Here is an 18,043-nt window from a genome sequence, read left to right on the forward strand (position 1 = left end):
ACTAGCGGATTGGGCACCACGGCAGGCAAGGAATTTCACTCGGCTTGCCGTGGATCAATCACCGCGGCTACGGTTAATACCCAGGAACGTGACATAGGCCCAGGTCCTGATGCTTCAACATCTGCTGTGTCAGGCGCTCCATCACTGCGGTTATTGCCTGCCGTCGCGGTGCGCGCAGGGCTTCCATTTTTTTGAAATACTCCCCGTCAGTAAGGTCCTGGCGATTCTCAAAAAGTGTTTGCTGCTGCGTATCGAAGGGCTCAGTCACCGATAGGAACTCAGCAGGAAACTGCTGTTTGAGATGGGTTTTCCAGAACGTCAACTGGGTAATAAAACGCAAGAAGGCAGGCGACAGCTCAGCTGTTCGCACCTGGGCTTGCGCCATCGCCAAATCGCTGCTGGGCACCTCGAAAAACGAGTCATAGACCATATGTTTCGGCTGCCCCGGCAGTTGCAGGTCCTTGGCCAACCCGATCCGAAATGCCAGGTTGATTTCCAGCGGATCCGAGGAGGCTTTTTCAACCGCGTATGTCGCCGCAATTTTCTCCAGCTCGCTGAGGCGAAACAAACCTCGACTCAAGTTCAACAGCGCCCCGGAGTTGCTCTGTGCACGACCCGCCTGCAGCGTTGCCTTCTCGACTTCCTTGAGAACCTCAATCTGGCTGAACATCTGCGCCGCCCCATCCTCACAACCAGTCGGATGGGCTGCCAGTTGGAAGACCTGCTCGCGCAGCCCGACATTGTCATGGGTCGCCTGCAATACGTCCCAGACACGTTGCGTCATATCCTCGCGCACACGGCGACTGTCAGCAGCACTGGTCAATTCAGCCAGCAACAGGAACAACTCTGTCGACTCCGGATCATCCCGCAGGTTGGCCCAGACGCTACGCTTGTTGGCATCGCGGGCGGCCACCTCGTCCGGCAACCACCGCGCCCTGGCCTTCAGTTCGCTCATACGAGGCTGATCGTCGTCTACATACCCCATACCAATACCCACGTCAGCGCGGTAACGCTCGAGTGCCTCTACTGTCGTGTCGGATAGCGGATTGCCGCCCAAGTCGATCGACTGGCTGAAAATGCGCGGCACCGTGAACAACCACTCGGGCAGCACGGTGATCAGGTTATCGCGCAGATCCACCTGCTCCAAGTGGGCCAACCGCCCGATGCCCGACGGCAGGTCGACGAGTCTGCTGTCCCGCAGCAACAGCGTGTGCAAGTCACGCATCCTGCTGACATCCACCAGCTTATCCAGTGGGTTATGGCTCAGGTCCAGCAGGCGCAGCGTATTCAGATCAGCCAGTTTCAGCTGGGTATACTCGGTCAGTGCAAGACGGTTATGGGGCATCGACAAGCTTTCGAGGTCGAGCATCCGCGAGAATATTTCCGGCAAGCGCGTCAGGCGGTTACGGTCCAGCGCCAGATGCCGAATGCCTTTGAAACACTTGAGGAAATACGCGACGTCATCGCCCAATCGCATGTTCTTGAGTGACACCTGACGGACATGGTCGAAACGAATGTCGGCAGGCAGCGTCGGCAACGATCCGACGCGCATTCCGTCCAGGTTCAAACTGGCAACCGACATCTGATGTTCATCCAGAGCAAAGCTTTGACGCCGCCAACAAGCTTCAATGCGCTCAGCCACCTGCTCGCGGCTGGTACGAATGTCACTCAGGCCCGGCTGTTTATCCATGCCCTGGGTATCGGTCTTCCAGTGTTTGAGCAGCGCTCGCAGATGAGTAAGCTCTGCCTTCAAACGCTTTACCGCCCTGGCCCGGGAAAGATGGTCAGCACCCAAGGCCATCAGCAGCGAAGACACTTGTGCAGTGCTGAACAAGGGGTACAAACGCTTCACCTTGCGCACCAGCGCGCGAGGGTGCGCCAATGGCCCCGTCGGCGAATCAGCCATTTCACAGGGCATCGCGTCCAGCACCGGCTCGCTGCCCCTGCTGGAAAAAGCCTCGGCGGCCACCTCCCGTTCCCCCTTGGCCTGGGAAGCGCTCATGTAGCGCAGGCGCCAGAGATTGTTGGCCTCGTTGAGCGGCAACCCCATTGCTACGCGCTGACTGTCGGTCAGCGCGCACTCAATCGCCTGAAACAAGCCGTCCGGTCCGGAGTAAGGCCCACCTAGACTCAGGCCGTTGTCGTCGAACGTTGCAAACCCAGCGTCCGAGCTGACCACTATTCGTCGCGCACCGGCGCCATTGCTCGCGCCCAGAACCAATAAATCACCTTGTGACGAACCCTGGCGCAACTCAAGCCGCACCTCCCTGCCCCACCCTGATAAATGCGGCATGGACCTGACTGCCACACGCGCCGTATCCAGGCTGGCCAGCTCAGGCTGCTCAAACCCCATCAGGGCGCGGTCCAGGCGTTGCTCCCCGAGAGCACGCTGGACCGACTCGGCCAATGCCATGGGGATACGTTGATTATCGCGCAGGGTCTCGCGCTGCACCGTTGAGGTCTGGGCCATCAATTCGCGCATCAGCGTACAGGGCAGTTGCGGATAAGTACGCCTGAGCAACGCCCATTCGGGCGGTACAGGTCCGTCATGGGCCTGATACAACTGCTCGAACAACGGCCTGCAGTCAGCCTTGAGGTGTGCGAGCAACCGACGCTCCAATACGCCGCGCTCCTGATCAGCAGCAACCCCCTCTCCAAGCAGGCCGATTTTTTGTGCCTCGTCCAGCTCGGACAACAGCACATCAAACACTTTGCCCTCACGAAGCATCTGCTCAGTGAGCGTCAAACGCAGGCCTGCATTGTCAAACGGCCCACCGGTGGGGTAACGCGCCTTGACGCGGCCCTGTGCATCCAGCACCTCAAAATAGCGCCCCACCGGCCACCCGTCTAACAAGGGCAGGGCATGCATCTGCAAGGTCAAGTTTTCTACACTGGGGGACGCACCGCTTTCCAACTGCCAGATCAGATCACGAATGGACTGGTCCAGCTTGAAACGCTCATACAAATCACGAAAACGTGCGGGAAAGGGCAGGCACTCTTCGGCCTGATAGACGCCCCATTCATGGGGCATATCCATAATGGCCTTGATCTGCACAAGTTTCCTGGGATGCAGCGAAGCACCTGGGCCTGCCGGGTTCAGGCGTGAAAAGAGATACTCCTGATCCTCCCATTCGTCAGGCGTTTCGAACGCAAAACGCCAGCGTCCTTCGCCGTTGTGCAGCAACAGCGGGCGATAAGCCGTCTGCCGCAGCGGGTGACTGGCCCGCCATCGATCCAGTTTCGAGTCAAACGCAACCCGATGTACGCAATCATTGACCTTGACGTATGAATGCCCTCCGACTTTGTAAATTCCCGTAGCGTCCGCAACCTCGTCGTCGACAAGACGCTGATCATGGAAGTACGGCGTGACATTTGCCCGCCACAGCCGCAGATTGCCATCTGTGGGGCGTACCACTTCAAACTGGCGAAAAAAGTTATCCAGGTTAAGACCGCTGCGTTTCATCGCCGAACCGACAACCTTGCTCCCCGCCGCGAACAGCACCATCGAGGTGATGTTTTGCGCTACCGCTGCCAACTGCTTGAACGCCTCTTCTTTATCGCCACGGCGCCAGTCCTCAATGCCCTCATACAGCTCGCCGAGCATCTGGCCCACCGCCACGCCAGTCATCAATAGTCCCAACTCCGGCACAACAAACCCGGCGAGGTTGAGCACTGTCAAACCGGCATCCAGGTACGCTTGCAAGCGCTGCTCGCGGGCCACCTCATCCACGTCGGCCACCGGTACCGCCAGGGTCCGCGCGTCGGCTTGGAGTTTGGCGGCGTAAGTTGCGAAAAAATGCCCCGCCAGGCTAACCGTAATGGGGTTTGCCTCCAGCGCCCCCAAGGTACGGGATTGATCGAAATGGCTGAAGAAGCCGACCCGGTCATCCTGGCTCAGGTACCGGGTAAAGAAACTACGATAAGCCGGCACTTCAAGCTTGCCCTTGAGGTAGACCTGAAAGTCATCAAACGAGGAATACTCAAACAATGGCCGCTCCGGCTCATTGGGCATGTACACCACACAGGGTTCTTGCGGGTATTGCGCAACCGAGCGGCCGGAGAACACCAGGATGCTCCACAGGCAACTGCCCTGTACATTCAGCCATTGCCAAGTGACGGGGCGCCATTCAAACAAAATCCCTGCCGCCTGAGCCTGAGACGCTGTCAGCTTGCGGTCCAACAATTTGCACAACACCTCGTAGACACCTTGGGAAATATCTGCGCGCATCAGGGCAATGTGGGCGTCGATTTTCATATCCAGGGTTTTCATCTGGCCGATATCGGTTGCGACATCATTGAGGTTGGGCTGATCACTCCCCAGCTTGAATACTTCACTGATGTGCTGCTGATACAGGCCACCCAGATCCAGGGCACGGCACCCCTGTGCAAACTCCAGGGGGGTTATGCCAATGACCCCGCGAGCGGCAGCCCCCAAGCGCAGCAGCGAGCCCGTCGGAAAGTGCTGCGCTCGCACTTCATCCTCGGAAAAATTCTGCATCGCCACATGCAGGAGACTGTCCTGAACCAGCCTCACCGTTTTCACATATTTCAATGGCAAGACTTCTTTCTCGTACTCGTTTACAGCACGCACCAAAAGATCTTTTTTCGGCTCCACGGTCAGTTGCCATCGGGTCTGACAGTAAGCCTTGAGCCGCTCACTGCAAAACTCATCCAGTGCTTGCAAAGGCTTCAATTGCTCGGCGACAACTGCCTGGGCATCTGCAACCCGTGCGGCATCCCTGGTCAGTGCGTCCAACACGCCAGGCGGTGCGTTGACCATCCAGCCCGGCAGTTGCTTTTGCAACACCTGGGCCTTGTCCAAATCACCCGTCATTTCCAGTAAGGCGGATTGCAGTTGCCGCTGGGTCAATTGGTTCAGTTTGCTGTTCAAATCGTCCTGCGGGCGCATCAGCAATGTCCTTTATTGCCTATAAATCAAGCTATTACGATACCGCAGCAACTTGCACAGAATTAACGCTGATAGTTGATGGATTGCAGGCCGGACGCAGCAGCTATTTCCATGCAAAACCTATGGGGCTACCACCTGGAATCGGCCCTGCGCGCCGCGATCGGCTAGAATGGCCGCCTTGTCTTTGCCTGCTGTATGTCTATGAGCCGCCCATGACCCCCATCACCCACGCCCAGCTCGACTGGGATGACCAAGGTCGCCCGCATTCGCGGGTGTTCGACGACGTGTACTTCTCCGACCAGTCGGGCCTTGCAGAAACCCGCTATGTGTTCCTGGAGCAGAACCGCTTGCAGGAGCGCTTTGCTGGCTTGCCAGCGGGCGGGCGGCTGGTGATCGGCGAAACCGGCTTCGGCACGGGTTTGAATTTTCTCTGCGCCTGGCAATTGTTTGAGCAACACGCACCGGCCGGCGCGCGCCTGCACTTTGTCAGCGTGGAAAAATATCCGCTGAGCCATGCCGACCTGCAACGCGCCCTCGCCCTCTGGCCTGAACTGCAACCCTTGGCCGAACAACTCTTGGCGCAATACATCGCCATTCACCAAGGCTTCCAACGCCTGGTACTGGATAACGGCCGCGTGGTCCTGACCCTGTTGATCGGCGATGCTCTGGAGCAATTGCCGCAACTGGATGCGCAGATCGACGCCTGGTTTCTGGACGGTTTCGCCCCGGCGAAAAACCCCGATATGTGGACCGCCGAACTGTTCGCTGAACTGGCGCGCCTGGCCGCTCCGGGCTCGACCATCAGCACCTTTACCAGCACCGGCTGGGTACGGCGCCTGATCAACGCCGCGGGCTTCAAGATGAAGCGCACGCCGGGCATCGGGCATAAGTGGGAGATCCTGCGTGGAGAGTTTCTCGGCTGGCCCGACGAGACGCCGCCGCCCGCAAAAAGCAAACCCTGGTTCGCTCGCCCCCCAGCCATCGACGGTGAACGCCACGCCATGGTTATTGGCGGTGGCCTGGCCGGTTGCGCAACGGCTGCCAGCCTGGCCGCCCGTGGTTGGCGCGTCAGCTTGCTGGAACGCCATGCCGGCCTGGCGCAGGAAGCCTCGGGCAACCCTCAGGGCGTGCTGTACCTCAAGCTGTCGGCCCATGGCACCGCATTGTCCCAACTGATACTCAGCGGTTTCGGCCACACCCGCCGCCTGCTGGAGCACTTGCACCGTGGCGTGGATTGGGATGGCTGTGGTGTGTTGCAACTGGCGTTCGACGCCAAGGAAGGCCAGCGCCAGGCCCAACTCGCCGACGCCTTCGCACCGAGCCTGCTGCACCTGCTCGACCGCGAGCAGGCGCAACAACAGGCTGGAATCCAACTGGCCCACGGCGGCCTGTTTTTCCCCGAGGGCGGCTGGGTACATCCACCCGCACTGTGCCAGTGGCAGGCGACGCATCCGCTGATTGAGGTGCTCAGCCACCATGAGGCGCTTGAGCTGGACCGGCGAGACGACCAGTGGCATGCCCGCGCAGGCGATCGCGTGCTGGCCAGCGCCAGCGTGGTGGTGCTCGCCGGGGCGGCCGAGATCAAGCGTTTCCCCTTGAGCGCAGACATGCCGCTCAAGCGTATTCGCGGGCAGATCACCCGGCTCGCACAAACCCCAGCCAGTGAGGCCCTTACTACTGTGGTCTGTGCCGAGGGTTACGTCGCACCAGCCCGCCTTGGTGAACATACCCTGGGCGCCAGTTTTGACTTCAACAACCAAGACCTCACACCCACGCTCGCTGAACACACCGGCAACCTGGAGATGCTGCGCGAGATCTCCACAGACCTGCTGCAGCGCCTGGGCGCCGACCGCCTGGCGGCCGAACAGTTGGAAGGGCGTGCTGCGTTTCGCTGCACCAGCCCCGATTACATGCCGATCGTCGGGCCGCTGGCCGACCATGAAGCGTTCCAGCAGGCTTATGCCGTGCTGGGCAAAGACGCCCGGCAAGTACCGGATACGCCGTGCCCCTGGCTGCCCGGGCTGTACCTCAACAGTGGCCATGGCTCCCGCGGCCTGATCACCGCACCACTGTGCGGCGAACTCCTGGCCGCCTGGCTGAATGGCGAACCGCTGCCGGTACCGGCCAGCGTGGCCGCGGCTTGCCACCCCAACCGGTTTACCCTGCGCGCTCTGGTTCGAGGCCAGGCCGCAGCCCGTAAAGAGCGGGATTGATGGCTAGGCGGCCATCTGCCTTATAACTTATCGGTCTAAAACTCCACGCATAGCACTGGGTCAGTTTCTGGGTACGCGCCGTTTGGCGTATTGAGTATTGACCCCTCCCCAACGGAAAAACCGGTAAGGAACTTATGTGTGGATTAGCTGGCGAGTTACGCTTTGATCATCAACCTGCCGACCTGGCAGCCGTAGAACGCATCACTCATCACCTCGCCCCCCGTGGCCCCGACGCATGGGGCTTCCACGCCCAAGGGCCGATTGCCCTGGGCCACCGCCGCCTGAAAATCATGGACCTGTCGGACGGCTCCGCGCAGCCGATGGTTGACGCCCAACTGGGGTTGTCCCTGGCGTTCAATGGCGCGATCTATAACTTCCCGGAACTACGAGAAGAGCTGGAAGCCCTGGGCTACGCCTTCTATTCCGGCGGTGATACCGAAGTGCTGCTCAAGGGCTACCACGCCTGGGGCGAAGCACTGCTGCCCAAGCTCAACGGCATGTTTGCCTTCGCCATTTGGGAACGTGACGCCCAACGTCTGTTCATCGCCCGTGACCGCTTGGGCGTAAAACCTTTGTACCTGTCGCGCACCGGCCAGCGCCTGCGTTTTGCCTCGGCGTTACCGGCGTTGCTCAGGGGCGGCGACATCAACCCGATCCTCGATCCGGTCGCTCTCAACCACTATCTGAATTTCCACGCCGTGGTCCCCGCGCCGCGCACGCTGTTGGCGGGCATTGAAAAGCTGCCGCCCGCCAGCTGGATGCGCATCGACGCAAGCGGCAAGGCCGAACAGAAAACCTGGTGGACCCTGCCGTACGGGCCCCATGAGGATGAAAAACACCTGACGCTGGAAGACTGGACCGACCGCGTGCTCGACAGCACCCGCGAAGCCGTGGCCATCCGCCAACGCGCCGCCGTGGATGTGGGCGTGCTGCTCTCCGGTGGCGTCGACTCGAGCATGCTCGTCGGCCTGCTGCGTGAAGTCGGTGTGCAGGACCTGTCCACGTTCTCCATCGGTTTTGAAGACGCCGGTGGCGAGCGCGGCGACGAATTCCAGTACTCGGACCTGATCGCCAAGCATTACGGAACTCGCCATCACCAACTGCGCATCGCCGAAAGCGAGATCATCGAGCAACTGCCGGCGGCGTTCCGCGCCATGAGCGAGCCGATGGTCAGCCATGACTGCATCGCGTTCTACCTGTTGTCGCGGGAAGTCGCCAAGCATTGCAAGGTGGTGCAGAGCGGCCAGGGCGCGGACGAATTGTTCGCCGGTTACCACTGGTACCCGCAGGTGGATGGCGCAAGCGACCCGTATGCCGCGTACCGCGAGGCGTTTTTCGACCGCAGCTACGATGACTACGCGGCCACCGTCGCACCGAAATGGCTGACCGCCAACGACGCTGCCGGCGACTTTGTGCGCGAACATTTTGCCATGCCGGGCGCGGAAGCCGCCGTAGACAAGGCCCTGCGCCTGGACAGCACGGTGATGCTGGTGGACGACCCAGTCAAACGCGTCGACAACATGACCATGGCCTGGGGCCTGGAAGCCCGGACACCGTTCCTCGACTACCGCCTGGTGGAACTCTCGGCTCGCGTACCGGGCAAATTCAAATTGCCCGATGGCGGCAAACAGGTGCTCAAAGAGGCCGCGCGCCGGGTGATCCCCAGCGAGGTCATCGACCGTAAAAAAGGCTACTTCCCGGTCCCCGGCCTCAAGCATTTACAAGGCGACACCCTGAACTGGGTGCGCGAGTTGCTGCTGGACCCGAGCCAGGACCGTGGCCTGTTCAACCCGGCCATGCTCGATCGCCTGCTGACGGACCCTCAGGGTCAACTGACCCCATTGCGCGGCTCCAAGCTGTGGCAACTGGCGGCGCTGAACCTGTGGCTCAGCGAACAAGGAATCTGATCCATGAAACCTAACGCCGCGGCGTATAGCCAACGCTTGATCAAAGGCCAGGCGCCGACCTACGAGCGCCTGCAGGCCCGGCTTGCCGAAGACGGCAGCCCGCAAGGCCCCGAACCGATTGCCGTGCATTGCGGTTGGGGGCGCTTGTTGATCGGGCATACGTTTCCCGACCCTGCCAGCCTCGCCCTGGAGCTGCTCAACGAACAGCCCGGCGAACGTGATATCGCCCTGTATGTGGCCGCGCCCCAGCAAATCCTCGGGATCGACCCGCAGCAGTTATTCCTCGACCCGTCAGACACCTTGCGCCTGTGGTTCAGTGACTACCGCCCCGCCACCCGTGTGTTTCGCGGTTTTCGGATCCGTCGGGTACAGAGCGAAGCCGACTGGCACGCCGTCAACTTGCTGTATCAGGGCCGCGGCATGTTGCCCGTCGACGTCGAACGCCTCACACCGCGCCATCAAGGCGGCCCGGTGTATTGGCTGGCGGAAGACGAAGACAGCGGCGCCGTGATCGGCAGCGTGATGGGCCTCAACCATCAGAAAGCCTTTCACGACCCGGAAAACGGTTGCAGCCTGTGGTGCCTGGCGGTAGACCCACAGTGCACCCGCCCAGGCGTGGGTGAAGTGCTGGTGCGCCACCTGGTGGAACACTTCATGAGCCGTGGCTTGAGCTACCTGGACCTGTCGGTGCTGCACGATAACCGCCAGGCCAAGAGCCTTTACGCCAAGCTGGGTTTTCGCGCACTGACCACCTTTGCGATCAAGCACAAGAACGGCATCAACCAGCCGCTGTTTCTCGGCCCGGGGCCGCAGGCGGGGTTCAATCCGTATGCACGAATCATTGTCGAAGAAGCCCATCGGCGCGGTATCGATGTGCAGGTGGATGACGCCGATGCCGGGCTGTTCACCCTCAGCCACGGCGGGCGCCGCGTGCGGTGCCGCGAGTCACTGAGCGATTTGACCAGCGCCATCAGCATGACCCTTTGCCAGGACAAGAGCCTGACCCACAAGGTGCTCAAGGCCGCTGGCCTGAAGTTGCCTGCGCAGCAGTTGGCAGGCAGTGCCGACGACAACCTGGAGTTTCTGGACGAGCACCAGCGAGTGGTGGTCAAGCCGTTGGATGGCGAACAAGGCCAGGGCGTGGCGGTGGACCTGCGAACGATCGAGGAGGTGCAGCAAGCCATCGAAACGGCACGCCAGTTCGACAGCCGCGTACTGCTCGAAAGCTTTCACGAGGGCCTGGACCTGCGCATCCTGGTGATCGGTTTCGACGTAGTCGCCGCCGCGATTCGCCGCCCCGCCGAAGTGATCGGCGACGGTCAGCATTCGATTCGTGCATTGATCCAAGCGCAAAGCCGACGTCGTCAGGCCGCCACCGATGGCGAAAGCAAGATCCCCCTGGACGGCGAGACCGAGCGCACGCTCAAGGCCGCCGGCTACGACTACGACAGCATCCTGCCCCGGGGCCTGACCCTGGCCGTGCGGCGAACTGCCAACCTGCATACCGGCGGTTGTCTGGAAGACGTCACCGCCATCCTGCACCCGACGCTGGTGGACGCCGCCGTGCGCGCCGCCCGTGCCCTGGATATTCCCATGGTCGGCCTGGACCTGATGGTGCCGGCGGCCGACCAACCGGAGTACGTGTTTATCGAAGCCAACGAACGGGCCGGGCTGGCCAACCATGAACCGCAACCGACTGCAGAGAAGTTTGTGGATTTGTTGTTTCCACACAGTCAACCGGCCGCTTGAGGCTTGTGTTGAATGTGAAACCGCTATCGGGGGCAAGCCCCCTCCCACATTTTCCTGTGTTCACACATCAAGGGTGGGAGGGGGCTTGCCCCCGATGAGGCCGGCACTGGCAACGAATCTCTCAACCCTATCATCGAAACCATCGATGCCCTCAACTCATCAGGAGTTTCCATGACCAGAACCATCCCAGAACCCGATCTCGCCTACCTGCAAAAAGTGCTGCTGGAGATGCTCGCCATTCCCAGCCCCACCGGATTTACCGACACCATCGTGCGCTACGTCGCCGAACGCCTGGAAGAACTTGGCATCCCGTTTGAAATGACCCGGCGCGGCACTATTCGCGCCACCCTCAAGGGCCAGAAAAACAGCCCTGACCGTGCCGTCTCTGCGCACCTGGACACCATCGGCGCCGCCGTGCGAGCGATCAAGGACAACGGCCGCCTGACCCTGGCACCGGTGGGCTGCTGGTCGAGCCGCTTTGCCGAAGGCAGCCGGGTCAGCCTGTTCACCGATAACGGTGTCATCCGCGGCAGCGTATTGCCGTTGATGGCGTCCGGGCATGCGTTCAACACCGCAGTGGATGAAATGCCGGTCAGTTGGGACCATGTGGAACTGCGCCTGGACGCCTACTGCGCCACTCGTGCCGACTGTGACTCCCTAGGCATCAGCGTCGGTGACTATGTAGCGTTCGACCCACTGCCGGAGTTCACCGAAAGCGGGCATATCAGCGCCCGTCACCTGGACGACAAAGCTGGGGTCGCCGCCCTGCTCGCCGCGCTCAAGGCAATCGTCGACAGTGGCGAACCGCTGCTGATCGACTGCCACCCGCTGTTCACCATCACCGAGGAAACCGGCAGTGGCGCAGCGGCCGCCCTGCCCTGGGATGTCAGCGAGTTTGTCGGCATCGACATCGCCCCGGTCGCCCCGGGCCAGCACTCCAGCGAACACGCGGTGAGCGTGGCGATGCAGGACTCCGGCGGGCCGTACGACTATCACCTGTCGCGGCACTTGCTGCGCCTGGCCGCCGATAACGACTTGCCGGTGCGCCGCGATCTGTTCCGCTATTACTTCAGCGATGCGCACTCAGCGGTTACCGCCGGCCATGACATTCGCACCGCCCTGCTGGCCTTCGGTTGCGATGCCACCCACGGCTACGAGCGTACCCATATCGACAGCCTGGCCGCCCTGAGTCGCTTGCTGGGCGCCTATATCCTCAGCCCGCCGGTCTTTGCCAGCGATGCGCAACCGGCCCAGGGTTCCCTGGATCGGTTCAGTCATCAGATCGAGCATGAAACGCAAATGGAGAGCGACACCCGCGTGCCGTCGGTGGACAGCCTGGTCGGAAACAAGTCCTGACGCCGGCGACAGCTGCTACTGGCAACATAGGTCCCGGCGCAGTAGCATCGCCGGGACCTGACACCTGAGGCTTGTATGCTGATTCCCTACGATGCACTTGAAGTCGACACCCTGACCCGCCTCATCGAAGACTTCGTCACCCGCGACGGCACCGACAATGGCGACGACACGCCGCTGGAAACGCGTGTGCTGCGCGTACGCCAGGCACTGACCAAGGGCCAGGCGCTGATCGTCTTCGACCCCGAGAGCGAGCAATGCCAACTGATGCTCAAGCACGATGTGCCCAAGCACCTGTTCGACTGAAAACCCCGCCTAAGGATTGGGTACCGACACGGGATGCGTGACGGGCCCCTGGCGTTCGCGGATCTTCTGGTAAACCTCGGCGCGGTGCACATTGACGCCCACGGGGGCTTCGATACCGAATTTCACGTGGGTGCCGTTCACTTCGAGAATATAGACGGTGATGTCATCGCCAATAGCGATGGCTTCGCCTATGGTGCGGCTTAAGACCAGCATGGCGTGTGTCCTTTTCAAGTAGCAGGACCTGGACCATGCGCCCTTGGAAATGGACCGGCAATGGCTTGCTGGAAAATCAGGCATTACCTACACAGGTAGGTAATTTGCCTGACAGACTCCATCCAAATCAGCCCTTAACGACCTGCGCCTTCGCGCGCATCTTGTCGGCCATCAGCGTCATTTCGTCATACAGCAACTGCGGGTTTTTCTGCTTCAGGGCCCAGGCCATGCGCCCTTGCTCATGGGGCAGGATCATGAATTCGCCCGCGGCCACGCGCTGGTAGATGTAATCGGCGATATCGGTCGCCGAAATAGGTGAACTTTCAAGCAACTTGCCCACCTGCGCCTTCATGGCCGGGGTCGGCCCACGGAAGGAGTCGAGCAGGTTGGTCTGGAAAAACGATGGGCACACCACGTGCACGCCCACTTCCTGCTGCTTGAGCTCGACCAGCAGGCTTTCCGACAACGCCACTACGCCGGCCTTGGCCACGTTGTAGTTGCTCATGGCCGGCCCCTGCATCAATGCAGCCATCGACGCGATGTTGATGATCCGGCCCTTGCTCTTCTCCAACAGCGGCAGGAACGCCTTGCAGCCCTTGACCACGCCCATCAGATTGATTGCGATCTGCCAGTCCCAATCCTCCAGGGACAGTTCGGCGAAGAACCCACCCGAGGCCACGCCTGCGTTGTTGACGATCACATCAATGCCGCCGAGCTTGACCTCGCACGCCTGGGCAAACGCGGTGAGCTGGCTGTAGTCGCGCACGTCGCAGCGTTGGATAAACCCTTCACCCCCCGCCTCGCGCACAAGTTTGAGGGTCTCCTGCAAACCGGGCCCACTGACATCCGACAACGCCAACTGCCAGCCCTCACTGGCCCAGCGCAGAGCGATTTCACGACCCAGGCCGGACCCGGCGCCAGTGATCATCATGCGATTTTGCATAGGAAGTAGCCTTGTGGTTTACCGAAGAAGTGACCGGCAGTGTAGCGAAGGTTTTTCCCGCACCCACGCACCATCAGATTGATGAATGCCCCAGGCAAACCGTGGGCCGGGTCGCAGGCACGCATATAGCCCAAGTTCAATTTTTTTCAACTGATTAGTTCAAGTTGCGCACGGGTTAAAAGAAATAAGCAACTAATCAAAATGTTTTAGAAAAACAATGAATTTTCTGCGAAGTGCATGAGTCGGAATGGTTAAGACGTCCCGATGCACATGGACGAGATAACGGTCAAACAGCCGGTTTTTGCACAGAACCTATAAGGAATAAAACCATGAGCCTCATTCTAATCATTATCCTGATCCTTCTGTTGGTCGGCGGCCTGCCAGTGTTCCCGCACTCGCGTAACTGGGGTTACGGACCGTCGGGTATCCTGGGTGTGGTGCTGGTCGTCCTGCTGGTGCTGTTGTTGCTCGGCAAGATATAAAAGCCGGGACAAAAAAAGAGGCCTCGATCGAGGCCTCTTTTTTATTGCCGGTCAGTTAGTCCGGCTTACCATCTACAACACCTGCGGTGTTATCCAGCAGGCTCTTGGTAGCGGTCTGCAGGAACGACTCAAGTTTCTGCTTGAGCGCAGCTTCGTCCGGCGACTCAGGGATCACCTTGCCAGTCGGTTCGGCGCCCAGGGTGTATTCCCACAACTTGGGTGGCATTTCCTTGGGCAATACCAGTACGCGGTCAGCGGTAAGCAAGGCCACGGTCTGGTCGCTGCCCGATGGCTTGATCACGCCGAAGCCCTTGTCGCCTTCCGGCAGGTTCAACAGGTCACGCCCCCAGCACTGGTGCAATGTGTCACCACCCAGGCGGCCCATGATGGTCGGCACGATGTCGATCTGGGTGCCCACGGTGTGGTCACGTACGCCGAACTTTTCCTGCATGCCAGGTGCGATCATCAGCATCGGCACGTTGAAGCGGCCCAGGTCCATTTCGGTGATCTGTTGCTCGTTGCCGAAACCGTGGTCGCCCACAATCACGAACAGCGTTTCCTTGAAGTACGGCTCCTTGCGGGCCTTTTCAAAGAACTGGCCCAGGGCCCAGTCAGAGTAGCGCATGGCCGTCAAATGCTCGTTGAGGCTGCCACGGTCGGTGACTTTTTCAACCGGCAATGGCGTCGGCAACGCGTACGGGGTGTGGTTGGACAAGGTTTGCAGCAATGCGTAGAACGGCTTGCCGCCTTCACGGGCTTTGAGTTCCTCCAGGCCACGGTTGAACATGTCCTGGTCGGACACGCCCCATGTCGGGTCGGAGAACACCGGGTCGACAAAGTCATTACGGCCGATGAAGTTGGTCATGCCCTGGTTGCTGAAGAAGCCCGACTGGTTGTCCCAGGCGAAATCGCCGTTGTAGACATACACATCGTCGAAATCACGCGCACTGAGCAACTGCGGCAGGCCCGACAACTTGTGGCTGCCTTCCGGGGTCTGCATCAGGTATTCGAAGCCCGGCAGGTTCGGGAAGCAGGCCATGGTGGCGAACATACCCTGGTGGGTGTGGGTACCGTTGGAGAAGAAGCGGTCGAACAGCAAGCCTTCCTTGGTCAGCTTGTCGAAGTACGGCGTGATATTGCCCGGACGCCCCAACGCGCCTACCGAGTGACCGGCGAAGCTTTCCATCAGGATCACTACGACGTTCTTGATCGGCAGGGTTTTCTCGGCCGGCGGCGTGAAATCACGGCGCACGGCAGCGGTGTCGGTATCCACCAGTTTTTCGCTCGGCAACACCAGCATGTCGCGCACGGTCTGGGTGGCCAGCGGTTGTTCGAGGGTGGCTTTCCAGATGTTGGCACGGTCTTCACCGAACCGCGCCTTGGCCGCCGCGATCAGCGACAGGGTGCCATTGAGGCCCAACTGGTTGGCGAAGTTCGAATCGGTGGTGTAGACATCCCCCCAACGCAATGGCGGGCCCTGACGCAGGGTGCCGCGAATGGCGACCACGGCGACCAGCAGGCAAACCACGAATACAGCGATGCGGCTGTACCACGGAGCCACCTGGCGCGTGCTGATCGTACCGCCGCTGAACGGGCCACGCGGGCGCGTTGCACGGTCGGCGCCCTTGAAGGCCATGCTCAGGATCAGCGTGCCCACGGCCCAGGCCAGCAGGTAGCGCACCACCGGGAAACCGTACCAGAGCATGCTCATCACGGTTTTCGGGTCTTCCTTCACATACTGGAAGACCAGGCCGTTGAGGCGCTGGTGGAATTCACGGTAGAAGTCCATTTCCATCAGCCCCAGGAACAAGGCGATGCTGGACACGACGGTCAGCCACAAACGGAAGAAACCCCGTGCCGCCATGGCCCGTACACTGAACAACGCCAGCAGCAACGGGATCAGCAGGTACATCACCAAGCGGATATCCAGGCGCAGGCCATTGGCAAACGCTTCCAGGAACGTCGAGGCCGGCGTGTCCAGGATCATCTCGCGGTTGTAGACCAGCAACGCCAGGCGCAGCAGGGAGAACATCACCATCATGACCAGTGCGCAGAGCAGCGTGTACGCCAGATGGGATTTGACGGTCGGTTGCAGCAGGCGATTTGAAGCTCGCTGCTGATTCAGGGCGTCCGGGTTTGCCATGTCGTTTTAGGACCCATTGGAAGTTTAAGTTGCGAAATAATGCAGTGGCGTCCGCCCTCGCCCAGGCTGGCTGGGGTAAGCGGTTTACGCGGTGGCACAAATGGTGCCCGATCAAGGCCGGCAAGGCTATTAATTACTGAACGTGCAACCTTGTCGTGTCTTTAAAGGCCCCAGGGATAGAGCCTTGGCAGGCGAATAAAGCCGGCGAATTGTCTTGGATGGAATGTGAAAATTCTGTACAGCGAATATTTCGATACACAAATTTTTCGAACAAATGTGGGAGGGGGCTTGCTCCCGATAGCGGTGTGTCAGTGAGCTTATTTGTCACTGATCCACCGCTATCGGGAGCAAGCCCCCTCCCACATTGACTGCGCCGACTCCAGGAGGAGTGAGGCGCTCAGATCCGCACGTTACCGCGTGGCCCAGCGATAGCCCAGATAATCAGACCCAGTACCGGCAACAGCAGGATCAACAGGATCCACAGCACTTTGGCGCCCGTACTTGCGCCGCTTTTGAACACGTTGATGATCGCCCAGATATCCAGCGCGAGGATGATCAGGCCAATCAGGCCGTTGAAAGTGGAACCCATGGTGTCGCTCCTAAGTGAGGGCATGCACTTGTAGGATAGTCAGCCTTGGCGGGGGTTCCGTTTTAATTTCAGACGTGCACGGCGATCTTCAATGCCTCAAGCGACGGCTCAGCCTTGATGCCGACTTCAACGCACAGTTGCAGCACGCGCGGCAGGTCGTTGCCGAACACCAATACGGCCTGGATCTCATCATCGAGCAACTGACTGAAGTTCATCAGCACATAACCGCCGTCTTCCGGGCTCAAGGCGCTCATCTGAATCTGGATGCGGTTCAACGCGGTCAGGTCTTCAGTCTTGGTCAATTGCTTGGGCTTGAGATTGAACGCCACGCCCGGACCAAACGAGGCGACGATCTGCGCGAACAGGTCGCCGTAGGTATCAGCCTGAAACAACACCGTGTCGGGCAGGCTGCCGACCACCACCCACTCCCCCAGCGGTATCGGGAAGCTGTCGTCGTAGTTGATATCCGGGTTAGCCGCCAGGAAAGCGGCCGGGTCTGCGTAGGCTTGCGCCGCTTCGTCGGCAATACGTGCCACTTCGTCCTCAGCCATGACGCCGGCGCTGATTTTGCTGATGAGTTCGACGAGGGCGGTTTTCATGGGCGATCCTGTAGCGGGCGGGTTTTCGAGGGCGCGTAGCCTACACCAGTTTCTGCAACTGCGCCGCCGTATCCACCGCGCCCATGGTCTGTGCCGCAGCCAGTGCTGTGGCACCTTGAGCGTCGGTAGCCTTGGGATTGGCGCCTTGACCGAGCAGGTATTCGACCATTTCAACGCGGTTGAACATCGCCGCCATCATCAACGCCGTACGCCCGTCCGATGAGGCCGCCTCAACCGGCGTACCGCCTTCGATCAGGGCCCTAACCACCGGCAGGTTGCCTTTGAACGCCGCGCCGGCAATCGGCAACTGGTTCTTGTCATTGGCGATCAAGGGGTCGGCCTTGAATTCCAGCAGTACTTTTACCGCCTCGGCGTGTCCGTGGTAGGCCGCGAGCATCAACAAGGTGTCGCCATTGTGGTTACGAAAGTTGGCTGGCAAGCCCTTGGTCAACAACGCAGCGAGCATGGCTGCATCGCCGCGGCGGGCCACGTCGAAGACCTGCTCGGCAAATTCGGCGGCTTCGTCTTCGGTCATTTGTTTAGGCTGATCTGACATGGGGGCTCCTTGCTGAGGCGGCTTGTGTAACTGAATAAGGCGCCCAGTGTCGCGATGGAGTTCCCCCCTGTCATGGCTTTT

13 protein-coding genes are annotated in these 18,043 nt (G+C 60.4%); 6 read left to right on the top strand and 7 right to left on the bottom strand.

Features of this window, described 5'->3' with window-relative positions:
* Positions 1 to 73 precede the first annotated feature (73 nt).
* Positions 74 to 4,909 carry an NEL-type E3 ubiquitin ligase domain-containing protein gene (locus E4P01_RS03815; protein ID WP_216091880.1) on the bottom strand — a complete coding sequence of 1,612 codons (4,836 nt, stop codon included), beginning with the start codon at positions 4,907 to 4,909 and terminating at the stop codon, positions 74 to 76.
* 212 nt (positions 4,910 to 5,121) lie between these two features.
* Here E4P01_RS03815 and mnmC point away from each other — a divergent pair, with 212 nt between their 5' ends.
* The 5 genes from mnmC (at position 5,122) to E4P01_RS03840 (ending at position 12,437) form a co-directional block, all read left to right on the top strand.
* Positions 5,122 to 7,122 carry a bifunctional tRNA (5-methylaminomethyl-2-thiouridine)(34)-methyltransferase MnmD/FAD-dependent 5-carboxymethylaminomethyl-2-thiouridine(34) oxidoreductase MnmC gene (gene mnmC / locus E4P01_RS03820; RefSeq protein ID WP_216091881.1) on the top strand — a complete coding sequence of 667 codons (2,001 nt, stop codon included), beginning with the start codon at positions 5,122 to 5,124 and terminating at the stop codon, positions 7,120 to 7,122.
* 134 nt (positions 7,123 to 7,256) lie between these two features.
* Positions 7,257 to 9,029: an N-acetylglutaminylglutamine amidotransferase gene (locus E4P01_RS03825; protein ID WP_216091882.1), complete on the top strand. Its 1,773-nt coding sequence runs from the start codon at positions 7,257 to 7,259 to the stop codon at positions 9,027 to 9,029.
* Positions 9,030 to 9,032: 3 nt separating this feature from the next.
* A complete protein-coding gene (ngg, locus tag E4P01_RS03830; protein ID WP_216091883.1) occupies positions 9,033 to 10,778 on the top strand; it encodes an N-acetylglutaminylglutamine synthetase in 1,746 nt (581 codons plus the stop codon).
* Positions 10,779 to 10,949: 171 nt separating this feature from the next.
* Positions 10,950 to 12,134: an osmoprotectant NAGGN system M42 family peptidase gene (locus tag E4P01_RS03835; protein ID WP_005789901.1), complete on the top strand. Its 1,185-nt coding sequence runs from the start codon at positions 10,950 to 10,952 to the stop codon at positions 12,132 to 12,134.
* 75 nt (positions 12,135 to 12,209) lie between these two features.
* Positions 12,210 to 12,437 (top strand): YheU family protein, encoded by a 228-nt coding sequence (locus tag E4P01_RS03840; protein WP_003192759.1) that lies wholly within the window; start codon positions 12,210 to 12,212, stop codon positions 12,435 to 12,437.
* 9 nt (positions 12,438 to 12,446) lie between these two features.
* Here E4P01_RS03840 and csrA read toward each other — a convergent pair whose 3' ends face one another.
* A complete protein-coding gene (gene csrA / locus E4P01_RS03845) occupies positions 12,447 to 12,650 on the bottom strand; it encodes a carbon storage regulator CsrA (RefSeq protein WP_005789902.1) in 204 nt (67 codons plus the stop codon).
* A 127-nt stretch (positions 12,651 to 12,777) separates the two neighbouring features.
* On the bottom strand, positions 12,778 to 13,593 hold the full coding sequence (locus tag E4P01_RS03850) for an SDR family oxidoreductase (RefSeq protein ID WP_216091884.1): 816 nt from the start codon (positions 13,591 to 13,593) through the stop codon (positions 12,778 to 12,780).
* A 329-nt stretch (positions 13,594 to 13,922) separates the two neighbouring features.
* Between E4P01_RS03850 and E4P01_RS03855 the strand changes: the two genes are divergently transcribed.
* A complete protein-coding gene (locus E4P01_RS03855; protein ID WP_003192767.1) occupies positions 13,923 to 14,075 on the top strand; it encodes a DUF3309 family protein in 153 nt (50 codons plus the stop codon).
* Between the two features lie 55 nt (positions 14,076 to 14,130).
* On the opposite strand, the gene E4P01_RS03860 is transcribed toward E4P01_RS03855, so the two are convergent.
* The 4 genes from E4P01_RS03860 to E4P01_RS03875 form a co-directional block, all read right to left on the bottom strand.
* A complete protein-coding gene (locus E4P01_RS03860) occupies positions 14,131 to 16,218 on the bottom strand; it encodes an LTA synthase family protein (RefSeq protein WP_005789904.1) in 2,088 nt (695 codons plus the stop codon).
* A 397-nt stretch (positions 16,219 to 16,615) separates the two neighbouring features.
* Positions 16,616 to 16,807, bottom strand: a complete 192-nt coding sequence (locus E4P01_RS03865; RefSeq protein ID WP_003172956.1) for a PLDc N-terminal domain-containing protein — start codon at positions 16,805 to 16,807, stop codon at positions 16,616 to 16,618.
* Between the two features lie 68 nt (positions 16,808 to 16,875).
* Positions 16,876 to 17,406, bottom strand: a complete 531-nt coding sequence (locus E4P01_RS03870) for a hypothetical protein (protein ID WP_078821928.1) — start codon at positions 17,404 to 17,406, stop codon at positions 16,876 to 16,878.
* Positions 17,407 to 17,446: 40 nt separating this feature from the next.
* Positions 17,447 to 17,962, bottom strand: coding sequence for an ankyrin repeat domain-containing protein (locus tag E4P01_RS03875; protein ID WP_032880147.1), 516 nt, complete (start codon positions 17,960 to 17,962; stop codon positions 17,447 to 17,449).
* Positions 17,963 to 18,043 lie beyond the last annotated feature (81 nt).

Origin of the sequence: Pseudomonas sp. NCIMB 10586 (assembly GCF_023127895.1) — a bacterium.
Classification (GTDB): domain Bacteria; phylum Pseudomonadota; class Gammaproteobacteria; order Pseudomonadales; family Pseudomonadaceae; genus Aquipseudomonas; species Aquipseudomonas synxantha_A.